Source organism: Gordonia sihwensis NBRC 108236 (assembly GCF_000333035.1).
GTDB lineage: Bacteria > Actinomycetota > Actinomycetes > Mycobacteriales > Mycobacteriaceae > Gordonia > Gordonia sihwensis.
Window position 1 is genome coordinate 15,467 of record NZ_BANU01000020.1, and the last position, 19,704, is coordinate 35,170.

Annotated in this window: 16 protein-coding genes, 1 tRNA gene and 4 pseudogenes; 6 read left to right on the forward strand and 15 right to left on the reverse strand. The window is 66.2% G+C overall.

Features of this window, described 5'->3' with window-relative positions; translation table 11 throughout:
• Positions 1-48: 48 nt before the first annotated feature.
• From GSI01S_RS20160 to GSI01S_RS13180, 4 genes are all read right to left on the reverse strand, one after another.
• Positions 49-360 (reverse strand): hypothetical protein, encoded by a 312-nt coding sequence (locus GSI01S_RS20160; protein WP_006897068.1) that lies wholly within the window; start codon positions 358-360, stop codon positions 49-51.
• Positions 338-841, reverse strand: coding sequence for an aromatic-ring-hydroxylating dioxygenase subunit beta (locus GSI01S_RS13170; RefSeq protein WP_006897069.1), 504 nt, complete (start codon positions 839-841; stop codon positions 338-340). Before GSI01S_RS13170 ends, GSI01S_RS20160 begins: the two co-directional genes overlap by 23 nt.
• Positions 838-2,169, reverse strand: a complete 1,332-nt coding sequence (locus GSI01S_RS13175; protein WP_006897070.1) for an aromatic ring-hydroxylating dioxygenase subunit alpha — start codon at positions 2,167-2,169, stop codon at positions 838-840. The genes GSI01S_RS13170 and GSI01S_RS13175 overlap by 4 nt, the downstream gene beginning before the upstream one ends.
• A gap of 99 nt (positions 2,170-2,268) precedes the next feature.
• The gene (locus GSI01S_RS13180) at positions 2,269-3,318 is read right to left on the reverse strand and encodes an SDR family NAD(P)-dependent oxidoreductase (RefSeq protein ID WP_101841495.1); all 1,050 of its coding nucleotides are present in this window, start codon (positions 3,316-3,318) and stop codon (positions 2,269-2,271) included.
• Positions 3,319-3,469: 151 nt separating this feature from the next.
• Between GSI01S_RS13180 and GSI01S_RS13185 the strand changes: the two genes are divergently transcribed.
• Complete coding sequence (locus GSI01S_RS13185) at positions 3,470-4,384, forward strand: LysR family transcriptional regulator (RefSeq protein ID WP_006897072.1); 915 nt, start codon at positions 3,470-3,472, stop codon at positions 4,382-4,384.
• Positions 4,385-4,415: 31 nt separating this feature from the next.
• On the opposite strand, the pseudogene GSI01S_RS13190 reads toward GSI01S_RS13185, so the two are convergent.
• Positions 4,416-4,640 (reverse strand): annotated as a pseudogene (locus GSI01S_RS13190) (IclR family transcriptional regulator domain-containing protein); the annotation flags it as partial.
• A 17-nt stretch (positions 4,641-4,657) separates the two neighbouring features.
• Here GSI01S_RS13190 and GSI01S_RS19840 point away from each other — a divergent pair.
• A pseudogene (locus tag GSI01S_RS19840) lies at positions 4,658-4,879 on the forward strand (ATP-binding protein); the annotation flags it as partial.
• Between the two features lie 527 nt (positions 4,880-5,406).
• Here GSI01S_RS19840 and GSI01S_RS13200 read toward each other — a convergent pair.
• The 9 genes and pseudogenes from GSI01S_RS13200 to GSI01S_RS13235 form a co-directional block, all read right to left on the reverse strand.
• Positions 5,407-5,640, reverse strand: a pseudogene (locus GSI01S_RS13200) (helix-turn-helix domain-containing protein); the annotation flags it as partial.
• Positions 5,637-6,542, reverse strand: coding sequence for a tyrosine-type recombinase/integrase (locus GSI01S_RS13205; protein WP_006897077.1), 906 nt, complete (start codon positions 6,540-6,542; stop codon positions 5,637-5,639). The gene GSI01S_RS13205 and the pseudogene GSI01S_RS13200, both read right to left, overlap by 4 nt.
• Entirely contained in the window at positions 6,479-6,766 is a 288-nt protein-coding gene (locus GSI01S_RS20325) for a hypothetical protein (RefSeq protein WP_006897078.1), read from the reverse strand. The genes GSI01S_RS13205 and GSI01S_RS20325 overlap by 64 nt, the downstream gene beginning before the upstream one ends.
• A 521-nt stretch (positions 6,767-7,287) precedes the next feature.
• The gene (locus tag GSI01S_RS13210; protein WP_006897079.1) at positions 7,288-7,773 is read right to left on the reverse strand and encodes a MaoC/PaaZ C-terminal domain-containing protein; all 486 of its coding nucleotides are present in this window, start codon (positions 7,771-7,773) and stop codon (positions 7,288-7,290) included.
• Positions 7,770-8,933: an acyl-CoA dehydrogenase family protein gene (locus tag GSI01S_RS13215; protein ID WP_006897080.1), complete on the reverse strand. Its 1,164-nt coding sequence runs from the start codon at positions 8,931-8,933 to the stop codon at positions 7,770-7,772. Before GSI01S_RS13215 ends, GSI01S_RS13210 begins: the two co-directional genes overlap by 4 nt.
• Positions 8,934-8,956: 23 nt before the next feature.
• The gene (locus GSI01S_RS13220) at positions 8,957-9,754 is read right to left on the reverse strand and encodes an enoyl-CoA hydratase/isomerase family protein (RefSeq protein WP_039867704.1); all 798 of its coding nucleotides are present in this window, start codon (positions 9,752-9,754) and stop codon (positions 8,957-8,959) included.
• The gene (locus GSI01S_RS13225) at positions 9,751-11,424 is read right to left on the reverse strand and encodes a long-chain-fatty-acid--CoA ligase (protein WP_006897082.1); all 1,674 of its coding nucleotides are present in this window, start codon (positions 11,422-11,424) and stop codon (positions 9,751-9,753) included. Before GSI01S_RS13225 ends, GSI01S_RS13220 begins: the two co-directional genes overlap by 4 nt.
• A gap of 52 nt (positions 11,425-11,476) precedes the next feature.
• Entirely contained in the window at positions 11,477-12,682 is a 1,206-nt protein-coding gene (locus GSI01S_RS13230) for a thiolase family protein (protein ID WP_006897083.1), read from the reverse strand.
• Between the two features lie 23 nt (positions 12,683-12,705).
• Entirely contained in the window at positions 12,706-13,593 is an 888-nt protein-coding gene (locus GSI01S_RS13235) for a CoA transferase (protein WP_039867705.1), read from the reverse strand.
• A gap of 98 nt (positions 13,594-13,691) precedes the next feature.
• Between GSI01S_RS13235 and GSI01S_RS13240 the strand changes: the two genes are divergently transcribed.
• From GSI01S_RS13240 to GSI01S_RS13255, 3 genes and pseudogenes are all read left to right on the forward strand, one after another.
• The gene (locus tag GSI01S_RS13240) at positions 13,692-14,330 is read left to right on the forward strand and encodes a TetR/AcrR family transcriptional regulator (protein ID WP_006897085.1); all 639 of its coding nucleotides are present in this window, start codon (positions 13,692-13,694) and stop codon (positions 14,328-14,330) included.
• A gap of 115 nt (positions 14,331-14,445) precedes the next feature.
• Positions 14,446-15,981, forward strand: a complete 1,536-nt coding sequence (locus tag GSI01S_RS13245; protein WP_006897086.1) for an acyl-CoA synthetase — start codon at positions 14,446-14,448, stop codon at positions 15,979-15,981.
• A gap of 1,225 nt (positions 15,982-17,206) precedes the next feature.
• A pseudogene (locus tag GSI01S_RS13255) lies at positions 17,207-18,447 on the forward strand (IS3 family transposase).
• 76 nt (positions 18,448-18,523) lie between these two features.
• Here GSI01S_RS13255 and GSI01S_RS13260 read toward each other — a convergent pair.
• Positions 18,524-18,608: transfer RNA gene (locus tag GSI01S_RS13260), tRNA-Ser, on the reverse strand.
• A gap of 114 nt (positions 18,609-18,722) precedes the next feature.
• Between GSI01S_RS13260 and GSI01S_RS13265 the strand changes: the two genes are divergently transcribed.
• Positions 18,723-19,691: an NAD(P)H-quinone oxidoreductase gene (locus GSI01S_RS13265; RefSeq protein WP_006897090.1), complete on the forward strand. Its 969-nt coding sequence runs from the start codon at positions 18,723-18,725 to the stop codon at positions 19,689-19,691.
• Positions 19,692-19,704: the final 13 nt, after the last annotated feature.

The following is a 19,704-nucleotide window of genomic DNA, read 5'->3' on the forward strand; positions in this document are numbered from 1 at the left end:
GTTGAAGCTCCTCTCTGTTCGGCCGTGCGGCCGGTGCGGGATGGTCGGTCACTCCGGTCCGAACGGCTCGGAGAGCAATGTCGTGTAGGCCCTCTCGTCGAGCCAGGTGAGGCTCTCCAGCTGCAGCGCGTCAAGGAAGACCTCGCGGCCGGTGCGCAGGCTACGGATGGCCAGGCGAAGGTCGTTGCCGTCTCGGTCGGCGCGTACCCGCACCCGGGCGAACTCGTTGCGGACTACGAGCTCGCCGTCGGCAGAGCCGATGCGCAGCCAAGAACTCGGCTCTGGTGCGCCATCAGCCCCGACGTCCCGACTGCCGTCGAGGTCAGCCGCCTGGGCCTCAGAAGAAGATGGAGATGGCACGGGGCAACACCCGGTGGTCGAGGAGCACGGTCCGTTCGGCGATCTTCCAGCTCTCACCGGAGGTCACGATCCGGTCGCGACGGGAGCCGACGAAGAACTGCTCGGAGTTGGCTCGCCGGGACTGGAAGATGATGAAGTTGCACTCCGCTACCAGGTCGCCGTCCGGCCCGGGGGTGACCAGGACGTTGCTGATGAACCGGCGCGTCCGCGACCGCGGCTGCTCCGCGTGGGCAAGGCCACCGGCCAAGCGCTCCATCCGCTTGGCGAGGAAACGGGCGTCCTCCTCCATGAGCGACCACTCGCCGGGGACGTGGTCCCGGTGCTGCCGCACCTCACGGGTCTCCGTGATCGGCATCCAGTAATGGACATCCTCAGTGAACAGGTCGAGCCACTCGTCGTAGCGTTGCTCGTCGAGCATCTTGGCCTCGCTGTAGAGGAAGTCCTCGACGTCGCGGCGCAGATCGGTGAGGGAATTGGTCATTTCTGCTCTCCCGGGGTGGTCATGAGTTCGAGCCAGTAGCGATAGAAGTTGCGGTGGTTCTGCTCCGAATAGTGGGGCCCCAAATGGCCGGGGTATCCCTCCTCGTGGATCTCGCCCTCGTGCCCCAGGCCCATCGCGTAGTTGAAATCCCGGGTCTGGGAGACCACCCCTCGGGCGGACTCGGTGATTTGCTCGAAGTTCTCGCCATCGTCCTGGCCAAAGATCCCGGCCGCGGCGTTCTCCTGGGACATCTGGGTGCGGGCGAAGTCCTTGACCGACTGCGGCGCGTCGCGGTCGAAGAGCGCCGTCTGCCAGACCTCGATCTCACCCGGTCCCCTCGGGTGCCATTGGAAGAGCCCGAAGACGTGGAAGACGCCGAACTTGATCCATGACAGGTTCGGGAAGATATTGCCCTGACCGAGCCCGTGCATCTCCGCCTGCAGCGGGGAGACCCGGGCCTTGAGCCGCTCGTGCACGGCGTTGACGTACTCGATCGCCTCCGGCCCGAGGAGCTGAGCCATCCCGACGTCGTTCTGATAGGCCCGGCCGGGCTTGCTGATGTCGCCCATCCCGTGGCCGTGGTCGAAGTATGCGATGTAGTCGCCGAGCGTGTCGTAATCGGGGAGGAAGCCGATCTGGAAGGCCGACCCATGTGTGTAGAGCACGTGGTAGTCGTCGCCGGCGAAGTTCTCCGCCGCCAGCTTCCAGTTGGCCTTGATCCGGAACTTCATCGTGGGGCCGATCACCTCGAGCCCGCCGAGCGGCGCCTCGAAGGCCAGGTCCAGATACCAGAGCTGGTCAGCGCCGAGGTAGTCTACCAGCGGGATGGCGTCCTCGTCCCAATTGGCGAAGATGAAGCCCTTGTAGTTCTCCACCCGCGGAACGGCCTTCAGACCTAGGCGCGGCTTGTCCAGCTCGCCATGGTAGACGGTATCTGCGCGCGGTGCACCGATCAGATCGCCGTTGTTGCTGTAGGTCCAGCCGTGGTAGGGGCAGCGGAAGAACTTCGAGGACCCGGCGTCGGTGCTACACACGGCCATGCCCCGGTGGGCGCAGGAGTTGAGCATCACCCGGATCACTCCGTCCGCACCGCGAGTGGCGATCACAGGGTCCTCGCCCATGAAGTTCGTCAGGTAGTCGCCCGGCTCACTCAACTGGGACTCGTGGCCGATGAACAACCACGTCTTGGTGAATACCCGGTCCAATTCCTTGCGGTAGGTTGCCTCGTCGACGAAGACTGTTCTGCTGACGGCACCCTCGTCGGGCTTCACCAGGTCGTGCAGTCTTGCGGCGGCCACGTCAACGGGGCGTTCGCTAATGCTGGTCATGATCGGGTCCTCTCGGGGTCTGACGGGTTGCGTGAGGTGAGATGGGAGGGCGGACCCGAACGGCCCACCTGTAGGCGGATCGTCTGGGCGTCTGCGGTATCACTGAGCGCTGTCATTGCTGGTCCAACTGTTCTGGGCCCCGAGGTTTGCCATGCCCGCGGCGTACAGGGCACCCTGCGCGTCGAAGGGGAGGTGGGCCACGCCGGCCCGCTCGTATGACGGGGTCGCGGCTTCCAGCCGGCTGTAGATCTCCTCCATGTCCGGAGGCAGCTCATGGTCCTGCCAGGCGGCGTAGTCCCCGTAGCCGTGGTCGTAGTTCCACTCCGGCACGTAGTAGAGGCGCCCGGACGTCCCCGCGCTGTCCTGGGCGGCGAGGAAGAGCGAGATCGGCAGCAGGTGCTCGGGAATCGCCGGGCGCATGAAGTAGGCAATGCCCTGCTCGTTGAAGGCCCGGGCGGTGGCGTCGAACCACGACGCTCGGGTGTGCCCCGGCATGATCGCGTTAACCGCGACCCCGTCGCCGCGCACTTCCTCGGCGAGGTAGAAGGTCAGCGCCATCACGGCGGCCTTGGTGGCCTGGTAAGGCATCTCGACCGTCCACGGGCGCAGCCCGTGGTAGCCGCCGCCGGCGGCGACGGCCAGGACGCCACTGCTGACGACGTTGACGATGCTGCCCCGCTGCTGGGCCCGCATCGGCTCGATGAACCGGCGGATGGCCTTCAGCGTGCCGAACACGTTGACGCCGAACATCACCTCCCAGTCGCGGTCGGTCGTGTCAAGGGTGTTCCGGTGGCCTGTGGGCGGGAAGAGGGTTTCGGAGACCAGAGACGCGTTGTTCACTAGGACGTCGACGGTCCCGAACCTGTCGATTACAGCGTCTCGGGCGGCGTCGAGGGCGTCGTCGTCGGTGATGTCCATGTCGACGGCCATGCCGCTGCCGTCCGACTCCAGCTGCTTGCGGAAGTCGTCAGCGTCGTCCCACGTCAGGTCCGCTGCAACGACCTTGGCGCCGGCGCGCAACAGTCCCTCGCAGAGGGAACGGCCGATGCCGCGGGCTCCACCGGTGACAACGATGACTCGACCCGCCGCCTCGCCCTGCCACTCACCGAGTGCCCGCTCGACCAGCTGACGCTGCCGCGCAGTGGCCACGGTTTCTCCACCAGACTCCGACATCCAATTCTCCTCAAGTTAGGACGGCTTTCTGCATTGCAGTACACATAAAAGAGTATGACCTTCATCACAGGCTGTCTATGGGCTATTTTGGTATCGAGCTATTCACTGGTGAAACTAGGAGCCGTGCGTGGAGCTGCGTCAACTCAGGTATCTCGTTGCGGTGGCCCGCGAGGGGTCGTTCCTCCGCGCCGCCGCCACCCTCGATGTGCCGCAGCCCTCGCTGTGGCGTTCGATCAAGGCGCTGGAGGCGGAGCTGGGCATCGCCCTCTTCGAGAGGTCCGGCCGCGGAGTACAGCTCACCGGTGCCGGGAATCAATTGCTGCCCCGCGCCCATTACCTGCTGAATCGAGCGGAGTCGGTCTCCCAGTTTGCCCACGAACTCGCTCGCGGTCGAGCGGGCGTCGTCACGGTGGCCTGCGCATATCCGCACGTGTCACGGTTCCTCGCGCCCCTGATCGGCACCTTCCGGTCGGCGCATCCCGCTATCCACGTCGCCGTCCACGAGTACTCGGGCCTGCCCGCGATCGAACAGGTGCTTAACGGGGACGTCGATCTCGTGACGGGCCTCGGGCAGGCCGACCAGCGTCTTGCGGGCCACCAGCTCGGCGACGTGCGGCTGGCGGTGGTGACCTCCGACGACCACCCGTGGCGGGGCCGGAGCCACGTCTTGGTCGCTGAATTGCGTGGCCAGCCGGTGCTCACCGGGCACGCCGATAGCCTCACCCGGCGCCTGCTGGAGCCGGCGCTGCGGGCAGGGGGCTTCGGGCTCGACATCACGTCGGAGAGCGTCAACGCCACCACCATCGTTGCGCTCGCCCGGGCAGGGCTGGGCGTGGCCGTCATCGCCGACGACAACCTCAGTGCCGACGACTCGGCCAGATGGCCAGTGCTGGTCGACGAGCACACCCCGATGAGCGCCCCGCTGTGGATCTACTGGTCACGCGAAGGAGGCATCGCCCCGGCGGTACGGTCCTTCGTGCGCCACGTCCAGGGGACCGGCAACCGGCTGGACCGGGACGGCGGGCAGCCCAGTCCAGCCTGAGGCCCAGCCGACTTCGGCCTGACCACGCCGATCAGAGCAGGAGATGGTCGATCTCCTCCGCCGCAGCTACCAGCCGAGTGAGGATGTCCTGCTCGGTCGCCGAGCTCATGCGACTGAGCGGCAGCGAGGCCTTGACAGCCAACCGCGGAGAGCGGGTCGAGGCCAGTGCGACGGCGAGGGAGGCGACATCCTCCTCGCTCTCCTCCTTGCTCGACGCGAACCCCCGGGAACGGATCGTGCGCACCGCGTCGAGAAGTTCGGTCCGGGTGCCTAGCGAATGGGCTTTACCGCCTGGTGGACGCCGCCTACGAGAAACGTGCCATCGCGATCAGCTCGAACCTGCACCCGGCCGGTTTCGACGAACTCATGCCCAAGACCATCGCCACCGCGACAGTGGATCGGCTACTGCACCGCGCCCACGTCTGCCAGACCAGCGGCGACTCCGTCCGCCTCTCCGAAGCACTCGCAGGCCAGGGAGTGAAGCCCTTGTCCTGACAACCCGAAAACCCGAGATGGCCAACTTCTGGGCAGATCCCATTGAAGTGCCCCGGGTAATCGATGTCTCCATCAAACCCGGGGCACTTCAGCGGTCAGGTCGTCGGTGAGGCAGCATCGTGCGCACAGTCCTCGGCGGTGGGGTTCGTCCTGGTCTCCGCAGCGGGTGCAGGTCAGTCGGGGGTCGTCGATTCCGGCACAGTCAGTGCAGATGGGCTGGTCGTTGGCGAGGCCAGGCAGCAGTCGATCCGGGCGTTGGCAGCGGGGGCAGGTGCCGCGTCGGCGGGTGGCCTGTTGGTAGCAGCGGCGGCAGACGAAGCCCTCGGGCCAGCGCACTCCGCGATGCTGCTGCTCGTCGTTGCACCGTGTGCAGTGGTACTTCGATGTGTCAGCCATGTGTCCGCCGCCTGCCTGGGGGTCTACGCCGTCGGTCCGGGTCGGTGGATGTGTGCCCGCTTCGGTCGCAGTGGCACGTCGGTTGCGGGGGAGGCGTCGGTGGCTGTGGCGGTGCGTCTGGAGGGGGAGGTGTCGACGTGGAAGACGCAGAGGTCTTCGACGGTGCAGTCCAGGACGTGGCACAGCGCTCCGAGTAGGGCCAGGGGCAGTCGCTCAGGGGTGCGTCCCAGGAGGCGGTAGAGCTGGGAGGCGGAGAGTTCGATTCCCACGTCGTGCAATGGCGTGATCAGGTCGGACAGGGTGTGCATATCTCGGTCGGTCATGACCTGGCGTAGTCGCCACTGGTAGGCGATCCGGTGTTTCATTGCTGGTCGGTCCTTTCGGGCAGGCGTTTGGCCGCGGCGCGAAGTGCGGCGGCCACGACACGGCTGCGGTAGTCGGGGGAGACGAAGGTGTAGAGCGAGGTGGTTGAGGCGTACTTGTGTCCGACTTGTTCCTGGATGAAGCGGGTGTCGTATCCGGACTCGACCAGCAGCGTGACGTAGCTGCGGCGCAGGGAGTGAAAATCCAGTCCGGGATCGGTCAGGCCGGCGGTGTCGCAGAGGTCGGCGAAGCTATGGGACAACGCGCCGTTCGAGATGCGCTCGGATCGCTCGGTCGGGAACAATGCGGTCCCGACCGGGTGGTCAAAGGTGGTGCGGCCCTGGTCGATCCATCGTTTGAGGCAGTCGATCGCCCAGGCGGTCTCCGGGACCGTCAGGACGCCACGCCGCTTGGCCGCAGATCCCTTGCCGGGTTTGCCGTGGCGGACGTAGCAGAACCCGAACTGGCCGAACTGTGGTGCTCGAGGGTTCGGTCCGAAGTCTGTCAGATCCAGCATGCGGACTTCGTTGCGACGCAGGCCCCACGCGTAGGCGACCTTGATGATCGTCGCGGTCCGCAGGGCCACCATCGCGCCCTTCGAGCCAGCCTCGAAACGGTGGTTGACCTGATCGTCCGCGAAATCGCAAAGGTCCTGCAGTTCATCGGTGGTGTAGGCCCGTTTGAGTGGATTGTCGGGGCCCTCGTAGGTGTGGCGGGCCGAGTTGGCCTCGGTGATGATCTGTATCGGATGCGTGTCGAATCGGTCCTGGCATTGCTGGGTCCACTCGTAGGCCGGATCGAGCAGGTAGTCCATGAAATGCCGCAGTGCACCCTGGTAGCTCAGCACCGTGCCCAGGGCCAGGCCGTGGACCCCGCGCAGTTCGGTGAACCAGTCATCGACCATCGGGGCGTCCAGTGCCAGGGGCCGGCGACACCGCAGAAGTCCTGGAACCGCCGGATCGTGGCGACCTGGGCCGCGATCGTGCCAACGGACAGGTTCCGGGCCATCTGCTGGTGCGACCACCCGGTGACCATCGCCTCGAACACCGCGGCTTCCGGCCGCAGGACAGCGATGCCGTCGGCCAATTGCAGCCGCGCCGACCCCGGCGGAGGATCCTGATCTGCCATCTCGCACCACCCAAACATGGTTCGCGATATATGCGAAAGTATCGCACTTTGCGCGAATCAACACAAGAGGTCGCAGGTAGCGGCATTGCCAGTCAGTCCGCGGAGGTTGGGCCACTGCACTCAGAGGCGGCCCCGGGAAGCGGTCCGTCACGTGACGACGTGCAGGTCAGTCGGGGTGCCGGACAGGGCGGGCGAGAGAATGTCCGGGAGGTGTCGAGTTCGCAGAACTTACAACTCAGCACCCGCTACTTGTCATAACGTCTGGTTACCGGTGCTCGATGTGGGTGGCAAGGCGACACGAGTTTTCGGACACTGCTGCCCTGCGGAAACGACTGGTTCTGTGAGTGTCGCGAAATCGATCGCTAGCTAGCGGACGCGCTCGGACGGGGGTTTGACTACCTTGAGCCACCGTCGTGAGGTGGGGTCGTCACGTCCCACGCTGACTTGCGGATACGAGATGAAGGTCGCTTCGTCGATGTAGGGCGGGACCGTGGCTCTTTCTGGTGACGTCCTGCCGTGTGTCAGTTGAAGCCTCCGGACGGTGTCGTGGCCTGCTCTCTTTGCCACATGACGATGGTCAGTTCGGCGTAGAGGACGGTGTGGTCGTCCTGATCGGTCAGCCGCATTTCTATCTTCACTCGCCCGCGTGTTCCGTCGAGAGTGATCTCGGCAATTTGGGCGGTTCCGGTGAGAACGTTGCCGGGTCGGACGGGCACCGGGAACCGTACCCGGTCGAATCCGAGCCCGGCGATCACTGCCCATTGGTTGAGCATTGTTTGTGTGAGCAGCCGTTGAGCGATGGCGATGGTGTGTACCCCGCTGGCGATGAGTCCGCGGAAGTGTCCCTGATCAGCGGCTTCCTCATCGATGTGAAACCACTGGGCGTCCCAGCGGGTGGCGAAGTCGACCAGTTCGGACTTGGAGACGGTGTGATCGCCCAGTTCGAGGATCTGGCCCGGGGTGAAGTCTTCGGCGTAGACGGACGGACTCGGGGGCGCGGCGTTCACAGTGACCTGGCTACGAGCAGCTTCATGATCTCGTTGGTGCCGCCGTAGATCCGCTGCACGCGGGAGGCGGCGTACATCTGGGCGATGGGGTATTCCATCATGTAGCCGTAGCCACCGAACAGCTGTAGGCACTTGTCCACCACGCGGCACTGCATGTCGGTGGCCCACATTTTGATCATGGAGGCGCCGGCGGCGTCCAGGGTGCCCTCGATCTGGCGGCGGATGCCGTCGTCGATCAGCGCCTTGCCGGCGTAGACTTCGGCCTTGCACTCGGCTAGTACGAACTGGGTGTTCTGGAAGTCCAGGAGTTTCTTGCCGAACGCATCGCGCTCTTTGACGTACCGGATGGTCTCGATCACCGCGGCCTCGGCCACCGCCACGCCGGCGACTCCGATGATGAGTCGCTCCCGCGGCAACTGGGTCATGAGTTCGGCGAAGCCGGAGCCCTCCTCGCCAAGGATGTTCTCCACCGGTACCCGCATGTCGTCAAAGAAGAGTTCGCGGGTGTCCCATCCGTGCATGCCGATCTTCTCGAGGACGGCGCCGCGGGAGAAGCCCGCGACGTTATTGTCGACCTCGGCGACTAGTAGGGAGATGCCCTTGCCGCCGGCCGCTGGATCGGTCTTGGCCACGATGACAACCAAGTCGCAGTGGGTGCCGTTGGAGATGAAGGTCTTGGCGCCGTTGACCACGTAGTGGTCGCCGTCGCGGATGGCTGTGGTCTTGACGTTCTGCAGGTCTGAGCCGGTACCAGGCTCGGTCATGGCGACGGCCACCACTTTCTCGCCGGAGGCGAGCCCGGGTAGCCAGCGGCGCTTTTGCTCCTCGGTCCCGTAGGCGTTGATGTAGTGGCTGGCGATCGTGGAGTGCACGGTGAAGCCGAACGCGCTGTCGTGCGCGTACGCCAGTTCCTGGGCCACTACAGCCTCGTGGCCGAAGTCGCCTCCCCCGCCGCCGTCCTTTTCGGCGATGTCGGTGAGCAGTAGGCCTGCCGCTCCGGCTCTGTTCCAGAGTTCGCGGTCGACGTGGCCCTGCCGGGCCCAGTCCGCCTGGCGGGGGGTGACTTCTCTGGCGAAGAAGGCGCGGGCGTGGTCCCGTAGCAACTCGTGGGACTCGGTTTGCCAGGTGGGGCGGTGGTCGGGGAACAGGGTGGTGGTCATGATCTTGTCCTTGTCGGGCCGGGTCAGCGGCCGGTGAAGTTCGGCGAACGCTTGGCCACGAAGGCGGCCTGGCCCTCGTGGCTGTCGTCTGAGGCGAGTGAATAGACGAAGTTGCGCTTTTCGTGCTCGAGCCCTGCGGCTATCGACCCGGTCTGCGCGGCCAGGGCGGCGTCTTTGGCCAGGGCCACGGCCAGCGGGGAATTAGCCGAGATCCGCTGCGCCAGGGCGATCGCCTGTTCGACGACCTCGTCGTCGTCGACCACCTTTCCCACCAGGCCGAGGGTGGCGGCCTCGGTCCCGGTGACCAGGTCGCCGCTGAGCAGCAGTGCCATGGCGCGAGGTTTGCCGAGCGCCCGGATGAGTCGTTGGGTGCCGCCGCCGCCGGGGATGACGCCGAGCTTGACCTCGGGTAATCCAAGGCGGGCACCCTGGCCGACGATGCTGGTGTCGCAGGCCAGGACGAGTTCGAGCCCGCCCCCCAGGGCCAGGCCCTCGACGGCTGCGATCACCGGTTTGGGGAAGTTCTCCAGGTCGGCCCATAGAGTCCCCCCGGAGGCCCGCCGCTGCCCGATCAACGGATCGGCCCGCAGGGCGTCGAACGCGGTGATGTCTGCTCCAGCGCAGAACACGCCGCTCGCGCCGGCCAAAACTATGGCGCGCACGGAGTCATCGGTCCGCAGCTCGGCTAGGTGCCTGTTCAAGGCTGCGAACACCGCGGCGTTCAGTGCATTCCGGGCCTCGGGTCGGTTGATGCGCAGGATCGCGACGGCTCCGCGTCGTTCGCTGCGCACCACATCATCGTGTCCGCTCCGGTTGTTCATTCCTCGGCTCCCCGGTAGAGATCGGCGTGGTCGGTGCGTAGCGTCTTTTTGTCCAACTTGCCGACGCTGGTGCGCGGCAGCGCGTCGGCGAAGATGACGATGTCGGGCAGTTGCCACTTGGCGAACTTGTCTTCCAACACGGCGTGGATGTCGTCGACGTCAAGATCGGCACCGTCTTCTTGGACGACGATCGCAACCGGGCGCTCTTGCCACTTGGGATGCTCGATCCCCACCACGGCGGCTTCGCGGACCTGTGGGTGGGCGACGATCGCGTTTTCCATGTCGATCGAGGAGATCCATTCGCCGCCGCTTTTGACCACGTCCTTGATGCGGTCGGTCAGCTTGAGGTAGCCGTCGGGGCGGATCGTGCCGGCATCGCCGCTGCGCCACCACCCATCGGCGAACGCGCCGCCTTTGTCTTCCATCTTGTGGTAGCGCTCGATGATCCACGGGCCGCGCATGAGCACCTCGCCCTGGGAGACACCGTCGTGGGGTAGTTCGGTTCCGTCCGGTCCGACGACCTTGATGTCGATCCCGTTGACCAGCAGACCCTGGGCCCGCTTGAGATCCCACTTCTCCTTCTCACTGAGCACGTCCCGCAGCGTGTGCTTCAGGCCTGCGTTGACGGTGACCAGCGGAGTGGTCTCCGTGGCGCCGTAGGCGTGGATGATGTCGGCGCCGGTGAGGTCATGGAAGCCGCGCATGAGCGTGAGCGACGGTTCGGTCGCCCCGGACAGCAGACGGGCGCGGCTGAAGTCCGGGCGCGTCTTGAGTGTGCGGATGTAGTCGAGCATCGGCTCGAAGATCGCGGGGGCACCGTTGGCTACGGTGACGGACTCGGAGATCATCGCGTCAACCAGCACAGAGGTGTCCTCGGCCGTATACCGTCCGGGCAGCACGACCTTGGCGGCCGAGTAGATGGCCGACTGCGGCAGTCCCCAGCCCTGGCCGTGGAACATCGGGGTGATGACCATGACGGTGTCGTCGTCGCCCATCTTCAACTGCGCTGCCTCGGCAAGAGTGTGGAGGTAGATCCCGCGATGGGAGTAGTACACGCCCTTGGGGCGGCCGGTGGTGCCGGTGGTGTAGCACGCGCTGTACGCCGAGGTTTCGTCGATCATCGGCCAGTCGAAGGTCGATTCCGCGGCCGTCAGCGCGTCTTCCCAGTGGACGACCCCGGGCAGGGTGGTGGAGATCTCCGAGAGTGGCTTGTCCGTCATGACCACCCAGGTCTTCACCCCGACGCCCTGCTCGACCAGCGCCTCGGCCACGGGCAGCAGGGACTCGTCGACCAGCACGATCGAGGCTTCGGCGTGGTCGGTGACATAGGCCAGGTCCACCGGGGCGAGCCGCAGGTTCATCTGCAGCATCACCGATGCGATACCGGGAATCGCCCAGTACAGCTCCATATGGCGTTTGGAGTTCCAATCCAGGATTCCCACCACCGTTCCGGGGCCGGCCCCCAGCCCGGTGAGCGCGTGGGCTGACTTCCCGACCCGCTCGAACATGTCTGCGTAGGTGTAGCGGTCCCAGCCCCCGTCGATGGTGCGGAATACGATCTCCTGCTCGGGGTAGGTCCGGGCGGAGTGCCGCAGCAGGGTGGTGGTGTTGAGCTGGTAACTGTCACCGTGTGTCGACGGCAGACCGGTGACGATGGGGTGGGACGTCATGTTGGTGCTCCTGAAGTGGGGTTGGGACGGTGGCTGGGACGGAGGGGGCTCGTCAGAGGCGTTCGATGATGGTGGTGTTAGCGGTGCCGTGGGCTTCGCAGATGGTCTGTAGCCCGTATCGGCTGCCGGTGCGTTCGAGTTCGGTCAGCAGGTCCGTCATCATGCGGGCGCCGGTGGATCCGAGGGGGTGGCCGACAGCCACCGAGCCGCCGTTGACGTTGAGTTTGTCGTCGGGGACGCCGAACTCTTTTTGGAACATCAGCGGTACTCCCGCGAACGCTTCGTTGACCTCGAACAGGTCGATATCGTCCACCGTGAGCCCCGACCGGTCCAGGGCCTTGCGGGTGGACTCGAGGATTGCGGTGAACTGGATGATCGGATCGGCCGCGGCGACCGCGTGGACCACGAAGCGGGCGCGGGGGGTGAGCCCGTGGGCCTCGGCGAACTCGCGGTCGGCGATGAGTAGTGCGGCGGCGCCGTCGCTGAGCTGGGAGGAGTTGGCTGCGGTGGTCTTGCCGTCTTCGGCGAACACCGCCCGCAGGGACGCCATCTTCTCTGGGTCGAGCTCGGCCCGGATCCCCTCATCCGCGGTCACGGGCTCGCTGGAGTCATCGAGCGGGTCGCGGCGCAGCGGAACCAGCTGGGTCTCGAAGCGGCCGTCGCGGGTGGCAGCCAGCGCCCGCTCGTGGCTCCGGCGGCTGAAGGCGTCGAGTTCCTCCCGGCTGAGGTCGAAGCGGGTGTTCATCAGCTCACTGGACGGGCCTTGAACCAGCAGTCCGCCGTCGTAGCGGGCCAGTTCGCGGGGGGAGTATTGCGGGCCTAGCGGGGCGCCGGGTTGTAATGAGGATGGCAGCGCCACCTGTGACATCGACTCCACGCCGCATGCGATGGCGAGGTCGTAGGACCCCGCCTCCACACCGTGGGCGGCAAATGCGACAGCTTGCTGCCCCGAGCCGCACTGTCGGTCCACGGTCACGGCCGGCACCGAATCGGGCAGGCCGGAGGAGAGCACCGCATGGCGAGCGATGTTGGAGCTCTGCTGGTCGTGCGTCATCACACAGCCAGCGATCACGTCGTCGATTTTCTCCGGCGCCACATCACTGCGGCGAACCAGTTCACTGAGGGTGGCCCCCAGCAGATCGGCGGGATGCCAGGCGGCCAGCGCCCCGCCGCGCTTGCCGACCGGGGTCCGGACGGCATCGACGATCACGGCCTCGCGGGTGGCTCGGGAACTACGGGGCTGGGGGGAGTCGGTCATGACTGGGTCCTTCCTCAAGGTGGTCAGGTGGTGGGCGCCGTGGGCGCGTGAGTGGTCTGCGCTGTGGCCGGGTGGGCATCGCGAACGGCGGTGAGCGGGATGTCGTGGCGCGCGGCCAGATCCTCCCAGTGGGCCGTGGTGTGCGCGGCGAAGGCGCGGGTGTAGGCGGCGGATGTGCCGTCGCAATCGAGTACTTCTCTGGTGCGGGCCTCGAAGTGCGGTTCGAGTGCCCCCAGGGCGATGTGGCCGTCGGCGGTGGCATAGATGTTGTAGGAGGGCAGAGCCCCGCCCAGTGGTGCTCCATTGCCAAACAGGCCGTGCCGGAGGGCAGCCGCGGAGTCGTACGCGGCCGCGTCGAGAGTGATGCGTTGATGTCCGCCGGAGTCGTGCTGTCCCCGGGCCAGCAGCAGGGCCAGGGCGGCCGAGATGGCCCGCTCCCCACCGACGGTGTCGGCGACCGGGACCAGCGGCAGGTGCGGCGGCCGGATGGTGCCGTATCTCGCCTGATATGTCAGGTCGTGGCCCGCGACCTCCTCGTCGGCGCCGTCGTAGCCCACGATCTCCACATGGCACAACCGCGGGTAGCGGTCGCTGAGATCGCCGAGGCCGAGTCGGCAGAACGCTGACGGGCGCATGGCGGTCACCAACACGTCCGCCGTATCGAGCAGCCTGGTCAGCTCCTCCAGGCCGCTACGACTTTTGAGGTCGGCCCGACGAACCTCCACCCCCTGTGTCAGTTCTGCGTACCAGGAGGGCGCGGCCACGGCCAAGGCGTCACCCACCGGCGGCTCCACTTTGATCACCGCTGCGCCGAGGTCACGAAGGCCTGCCACGGCCAGCGGACCGGGCAGGTTGGTAGCCAAAGAGACGACCTGTATGCCGGCCAGGGGTCGGAGCGATCGAAGACTCATTTCAGCGACTATACAAGTAGTCAGTAAACTTAGCCACTGTATAGCTTTAGCGATTGGCGCGTCCCCGTAGACTCGTTTGTCGACCGAAGGGAGACCGCGTGGACCGCCCCGCCCAGCACTCCGGCGACCAAGATCTCACCGCCAAAGCGCGAATCCGCAACGCCGCTCTCGAGCTTTACGCGGCCAACGGCGAGGACCGCACACCGATGCGGGCGGTCGCGGCCGCCGCCGGGGTTACCGTAGGGCTGGTGGTCCATCACTACGGGTCCAAAGACGGCCTCCGCGAGGCTGTGGAGCAGATCGTCGTGGAGCGTTTTGCGTCGGCCCTTGCTTCGGCGCCGACCGACGGGGCCGGCGAAGAAATCGCTCGCGTGCGGAACGAGGCTGTCTCGGAAATGCTGGTCAGAAACCCGGAGGTGGTCAACTATCTCCGCCGGGCGCTACTCGAACCCGGTGGTCAGCGGGGGCAACTGCTGGAGCGGCTCACCGAACTTACCCACCGGGAGGTCGTTGCGATGCGCGAGACCGGCGCGGCCTCGCGGGGTCGCGCCGACTCCGTCCAGGTGGTCGACGTGATCATCAACCAGATGGGCCGGCTGTTCCTGCAGCCGCTGGTGGATGCCGTCTGGACCCACCTCGGGACCTTTACCCACACCGAGGGGCGCAGCAAGCCCGAACTCGGCGTGAGCGTGTCCGGGGGAGGAGCTGTCGATCGTTCCCACGGGTCAGCCACCTGACTCGAGTTTCACTTTCACTGAACATCTGTACAAGCATCACGCTGGCGGTTACTGTTCCTGCTGTGTCCGGGGTCACATATCCGATCTCGGAGTCATCGACACCTCAGGAGTCACCATGGCCACTCTCGGAGGCGCCCTCGCGCTCAATGCCCGCCGGCACCCGGACAAGACCGCACTGATCTTCGGCGAGAGCACCTACTCGTACGAGCAGCTCGCGGCCCGGATCAATCAGTATGCGCACGCGTTGGCGTCGCTCGGAGTCGGCAAGGGCGACAGGGTGGCACTGCTGAGCCCGAACTCCGACGCGTACATCCTGGGCCTGTACGGAGCGTTCCGACTGGGGGCCATTGCCGTGCCTCTCAACCCTCGCGTGCCGGCCCGCGAACTTCGCTACCTGCTCGAGGACTCCGGTGCGACGGTGCTGCTGTACTCCGAGGGGCTCGCGGTGGTGGTGGCCGGCCTCGACGAACTCGATCCGCTGCCGTCCGCGCCGCAAAGTCTGGTGCTGGACGAGCCCGCCGCGCAGGGCATCGCGCGGCTCGCAGACACCATGCCGACCACCGCGCCGGAAGTGGAGGTCATCGAGGACGACGACTGCATTATCCTCTACACCTCGGGCACGACCGGGCGTCCCAAGGGAGCGGTGTTCGACCATCACCGCATGCTGTGGGTGGGGAACTCGGTTTCCGCACTCGGTATGAATATCTTCGACCGGAATCTGCACGTCGCGCCGATGTACCACTGCGCGGAGCTGGTCCTGTTCGTTATGTCAGGGTTCAGCCTGGGCACCACTCACGTGGTGCTGCCAGCGTTCGAGCCCAAGGCGGTCCTGGATGCGCTGGAGAAGCACCGCATCACCGTGTTCCTGGGCGTGCCCACCATGTACCAGATGCTGCTGCAGCACCCCGAGCTCGGCACGCGCGATCTGTCCGCGTGGCGGCTGGGCTTCTTCGGCGCCGCACCAATGCCGCCGAGCGCGGCGACCAGCTTGCTCGCCACCCTGCCGCACGTGCAGTTCTTCCAGCTGTGCGGCCAAACCGAAGGCGGCCCGACCGGCATCTTCCTCACTCCGGACGAAGTACGCGCCCGCCCAGATGCCACCGGACGGGCGTCCATCACTAACGCCGAGACGCGGATCGTCGACGACGAGGGCAACGACACCGCGGTCGGCGAGCCCGGGGAGATCATTTACCGAGGCGAGACCATCATGAAGGGCTACTGGAACAAGCCCGAGGCCACCGCCGATGCGCTCCGCGACGGCTGGCTGCACAGCGGCGACGTGGCGGTCCGGGACGCCGACGGGTTTATCACGATCGTTGATCGGATGAAGGACATGATCATCACGGGCGGGCGCAACGTGTACTCGGTGGAGGTCGAACAGGCCCTCGCCGGCCACCCGGACGTGGCCGATGTGGCGGTCGTCGGGCGGCCGGACGAGATGTTCGGGGAGAGCCTCATCGCCGTCGTCACCCCGGTCGAGGGCCGCGAGGTCACCTTGGAGTCGCTCCGCGAGTACGGATCCCAGTTCATTGCGGGTTACAAGCTTCCGCGCGAGCTCATCACCCGGCCCATTCCCCGTAACCCCTCGGGGAAGATTCTCAAGCACGTGCTGCGTGATGCAATCACGGAAGGCACAGTCGCCACCAGCTAACAATCGGATAGCTCGTTAGGCTCCTCTACCAAGCCACCTGCCATTTGGCCCGCTCTGGGAGAGGTCGAGTTCGCCGGATACTCGGCGTCGCCTACTTGTCATAACGTAAGTTATCGGCGTTAAACTCTCGGGAGCTGCGGTAGGTGCGGTTACTGCCGTCTACCTGGGATGATGGGGTTTGTGCTGGTGGGTGCCGGGTTTGGCTGGTGCAGTGTCGACGCCGCGGATGTGATGCTTGTGCGTCGGTCCAGCGTCCCGTAGGTTTCTTGCATTAGATGCAGGTTTCCACGGGTCGGAGGTCGGCGTGGACGGTGTCCCGGGATTCGTTCCGCGGCTGTTGCGCGACGGTGAGGTCGGCCTGTTCCGCGCCGAGGACCGCGTGTTTGAAGCAATGGTCGAGGGTTGGCGGGCGCAGATGCTGGCGCGTGGGCTGACGAGAGCGACGATCGACGGGCGCTGCGGGGTGCTGCGCCGGTTCCAGGAGTTTGCGGGCACGTTCCCGTGGTCGTGGCGACCGGTCGATCTGGATGACTACATGGCAGATCGGCGCTCGGGTGAGAAACCGGTGAGCTGGACGACGCTGCGTTCGGACAGCAATGCCATCGCGATGTTCTGTGCCTATGTTTCGAGCTCGAGCTACGGGTGGGGTGCGCTTTGCCAACGGGTCTTCGACGATGTTCCGGCCCAGATCGCGTTCGACGAATGTGTCCACCGGGAGGCACATTCTCATCGAAAACGTACCGATCGGGGCTGCTCCTGTCGTGAATCAGGACCAAGTCAGACGAGCCGATCTTCCCCCGAGTCGACCCACCCCGCGAGAGCAACGACCGCGCCCGCGGACTCGCCGCCGCCACAGCCGCGGCTCCGGCGATCGCCCACACCGGCAACGGAATCGACCCACCGTCATCGTCGGAGGCAGGCGACAGGAACGCCTGATCGGACGGTGACGGATCCGACTGCTTCACCGGCACTCCGGCCGGCGCCGGGGTGCTACCGGGCGTCTGCTCTTTGTTGGCCGGCTGGCCCGGACGGTTCGGTGTGACCGTTGCCGGGGCTGTGGTCCTTGGACCTGCCGGTACTCCGGCCCGTCCCGGGCGATTCTGTTCCGTCGGCTGTCCGCCGACGATGGGCGTGCCGTTACCGGTCCCAGGTCCTGGGCCGGCGTCGCCGCTGAATCGTCCCGGGTTTGATGGAGACAGGTTTGACCGGAAGGGACACTTGTTTCATGCCTCGCCCACCGAAGTACTCACCCGAGTTGCGCGATCGTGCCACGCGGATGGCCGTCGACGCTCGGAAGGACCCCGAGACCGCACCGGGAGCGTTGGCTCGGATCGCCAAGCAACTCGACATCAACCCCGAAACGTTGCGGACCTGGGTCCGCAGAGTGGAGGCCGGCCAAGCCGAAGCGCCTGGCATCGAGACGGTCTCCGATATTGAGCGGATCCGCTTGTTGGAGAAGGAAGTTCGAGAGCTGCGTCGGGCGAACGAGATTTTGAAGACGGCGTCGGCTTTCTTCGCGGCCGAGCTCGACCGGCCACACCGCTGATCGTCGCTTTCATCGACCAGCACCGGACTCGATGGCCCGTCGAGGCGATCTGCACCGCCCTGACCGAGGCCGGTTGTGCGATCGCGCCATCGACCTACTACGCCGCCCGCACCCGAGCGCCCTCGGCTCGGGCGGTGCGCGACGAGCATCTGAAAACACAGATCATGCGCGTTTATGAGGCCTCCGGCGGCATCTACGGACGCCGCAAGATCCGCGCCGCCCTCGGCCACGAAGGGATCACGGTGGCCAAATGCACCATCGAACGACTCTGCACCGACCTTGGGATTCGTGGGATCGTGCGCGGGAAGTTCCCCCGCACCACCAGACCTGCGCCCGAGACCGAACGCCCAGCGGATCTGGTCGACCGCACCTTCGCCGCCGAGGCGCCGAATCAGTTGTGGGTCGCCGACATCACCTACGTACGGACCGAGGTCGGCTGGGTGTACGTGGCGTTCGTACTGGACGTGTTCTCCCCGATGATCGTCGGCTGGCAGACCTCGACCCGCATGTTCGCCGACCTGGCCATCGACGCCCTGGCGATGGGATTGTGGCAGCGCCGTCGGGCCGGGCACGACCTGACCGCACTGATCCACCACTCCGATCGCGGCGTGCAATACCGAGCCATCCGCTACACCCAGGCCCTCGATGAGGCCGGGGCCATCGCCTCGGTCGGCTCGCGCGGGGACTCCTACGACAACGCGATGGCCGAAGCACTGAACTCGCTGTACAAACACGAACTGATCTACAAGAAAGGACCGTGGACAAGCACCAACACCGTCGAGATCGCCACCGCCGAATGGGTCCACTGGTACAACACCACCCGCCTGCACTCCGCCCTCGACTACCAACCGCCGTCAGCAGTCGAAGCCGACTACTGGACCCAGAACCGGACCCTCGAACTCACCTCACAGAACAACTGATCGGTCTCCACCAAACCCGGGTCTTGACAATGAGTCGCGACATCGTGTGTAAACGATGTCGCGACTCATCACACAGCGGAAGCGGAGGGATTTGAACCCCCGGTGGTTTTACCCACGCTCGCTTTCAAGGCGAGTGCATTCGGCCGCTCTGCCACGCTTCCCTGGCGATCCACGTTATCGCATGCTCGGTGCCCGGGAGCCCGCCGGTGGTCCCGGGCCGCACCGGACGAAGGGGCTCTCGACGCGACCGGGCTCGTGCTGGAACACTGAACCGTATGCGAGCCATCCCCGGTACCGCGTCCGCGACCCTCACCGACGTCCCCGACCCCGAACCACAGCCCGGCGAGGTCGTCATCGACGTGGCCGCGGCGGGAGTCAATCGAGCCGACCTCCTCCAGCGCGCCGGGCACTATCCCCCGCCGCCGGGAGCCTCCGACATCTTCGGGCTCGAAGTGTCGGGCGTGGTCAGCGCGCTCGGCACCGGCGTCACCGGGTGGCGGGTCGGCGACGAGGTCTGCGCGCTGCTGGCCGGCGGCGGTTACGCCGAGCGCGTCGCCGTGCCTGCGGTCCAGGTGATGCCGATTCCGCACGGCGTCGACCTGGTCTCGGCGGCATCACTGCCGGAGGTCGCGTGCACGGTGATGTCGAATGTGGTGATGACCGGCCGGCTGGCGCCGGGCGAGCTCTTCCTCGTCCACGGCGGCACCAGCGGCATCGGCACGCACGCGATCCAACTGGCGAGCGCGCTCGGCGCGCGCGTGGCGACCACCGCGCGCAACGAGGACAAGCTCGCACGCGCGGCCGAGTTGGGCGCCGACATCCTGGTCGACTACACCGTCGACGACTTCGTCGAGCGCCTCAAGATCGAGGGCGGCGCCGACGTCATCCTCGACATCATCGGCGCCAAGTACCTGGCCCGGAACGTCTCGGCGCTGGCCACCAACGGCCGCCTGGTCATCATCGGCATGCAGGGCGGCGCCAAGGCCGAACTGAACATCGGGCAACTGATGGCCAAGCGCGCGTCGGTCAGCGGCACCACCCTGCGTCCCCGCCCCGCCAGCGGCGGACCGGATTCGAAGGCCGCGGTGGTCACCGAGACCGTGGCACGCACGTGGCCGCTCATCGAGTCGGGCGACATCCGGCCGGTGATCGACTCCACCTTCCCGCTCGCGGAGGTCGATGCGGCGCACGCGCGTCTCGAATCCGGCGACGCCGTCGGCAAAGTGCTTCTGACCATCGGCTGACGGCCGCGGCGGC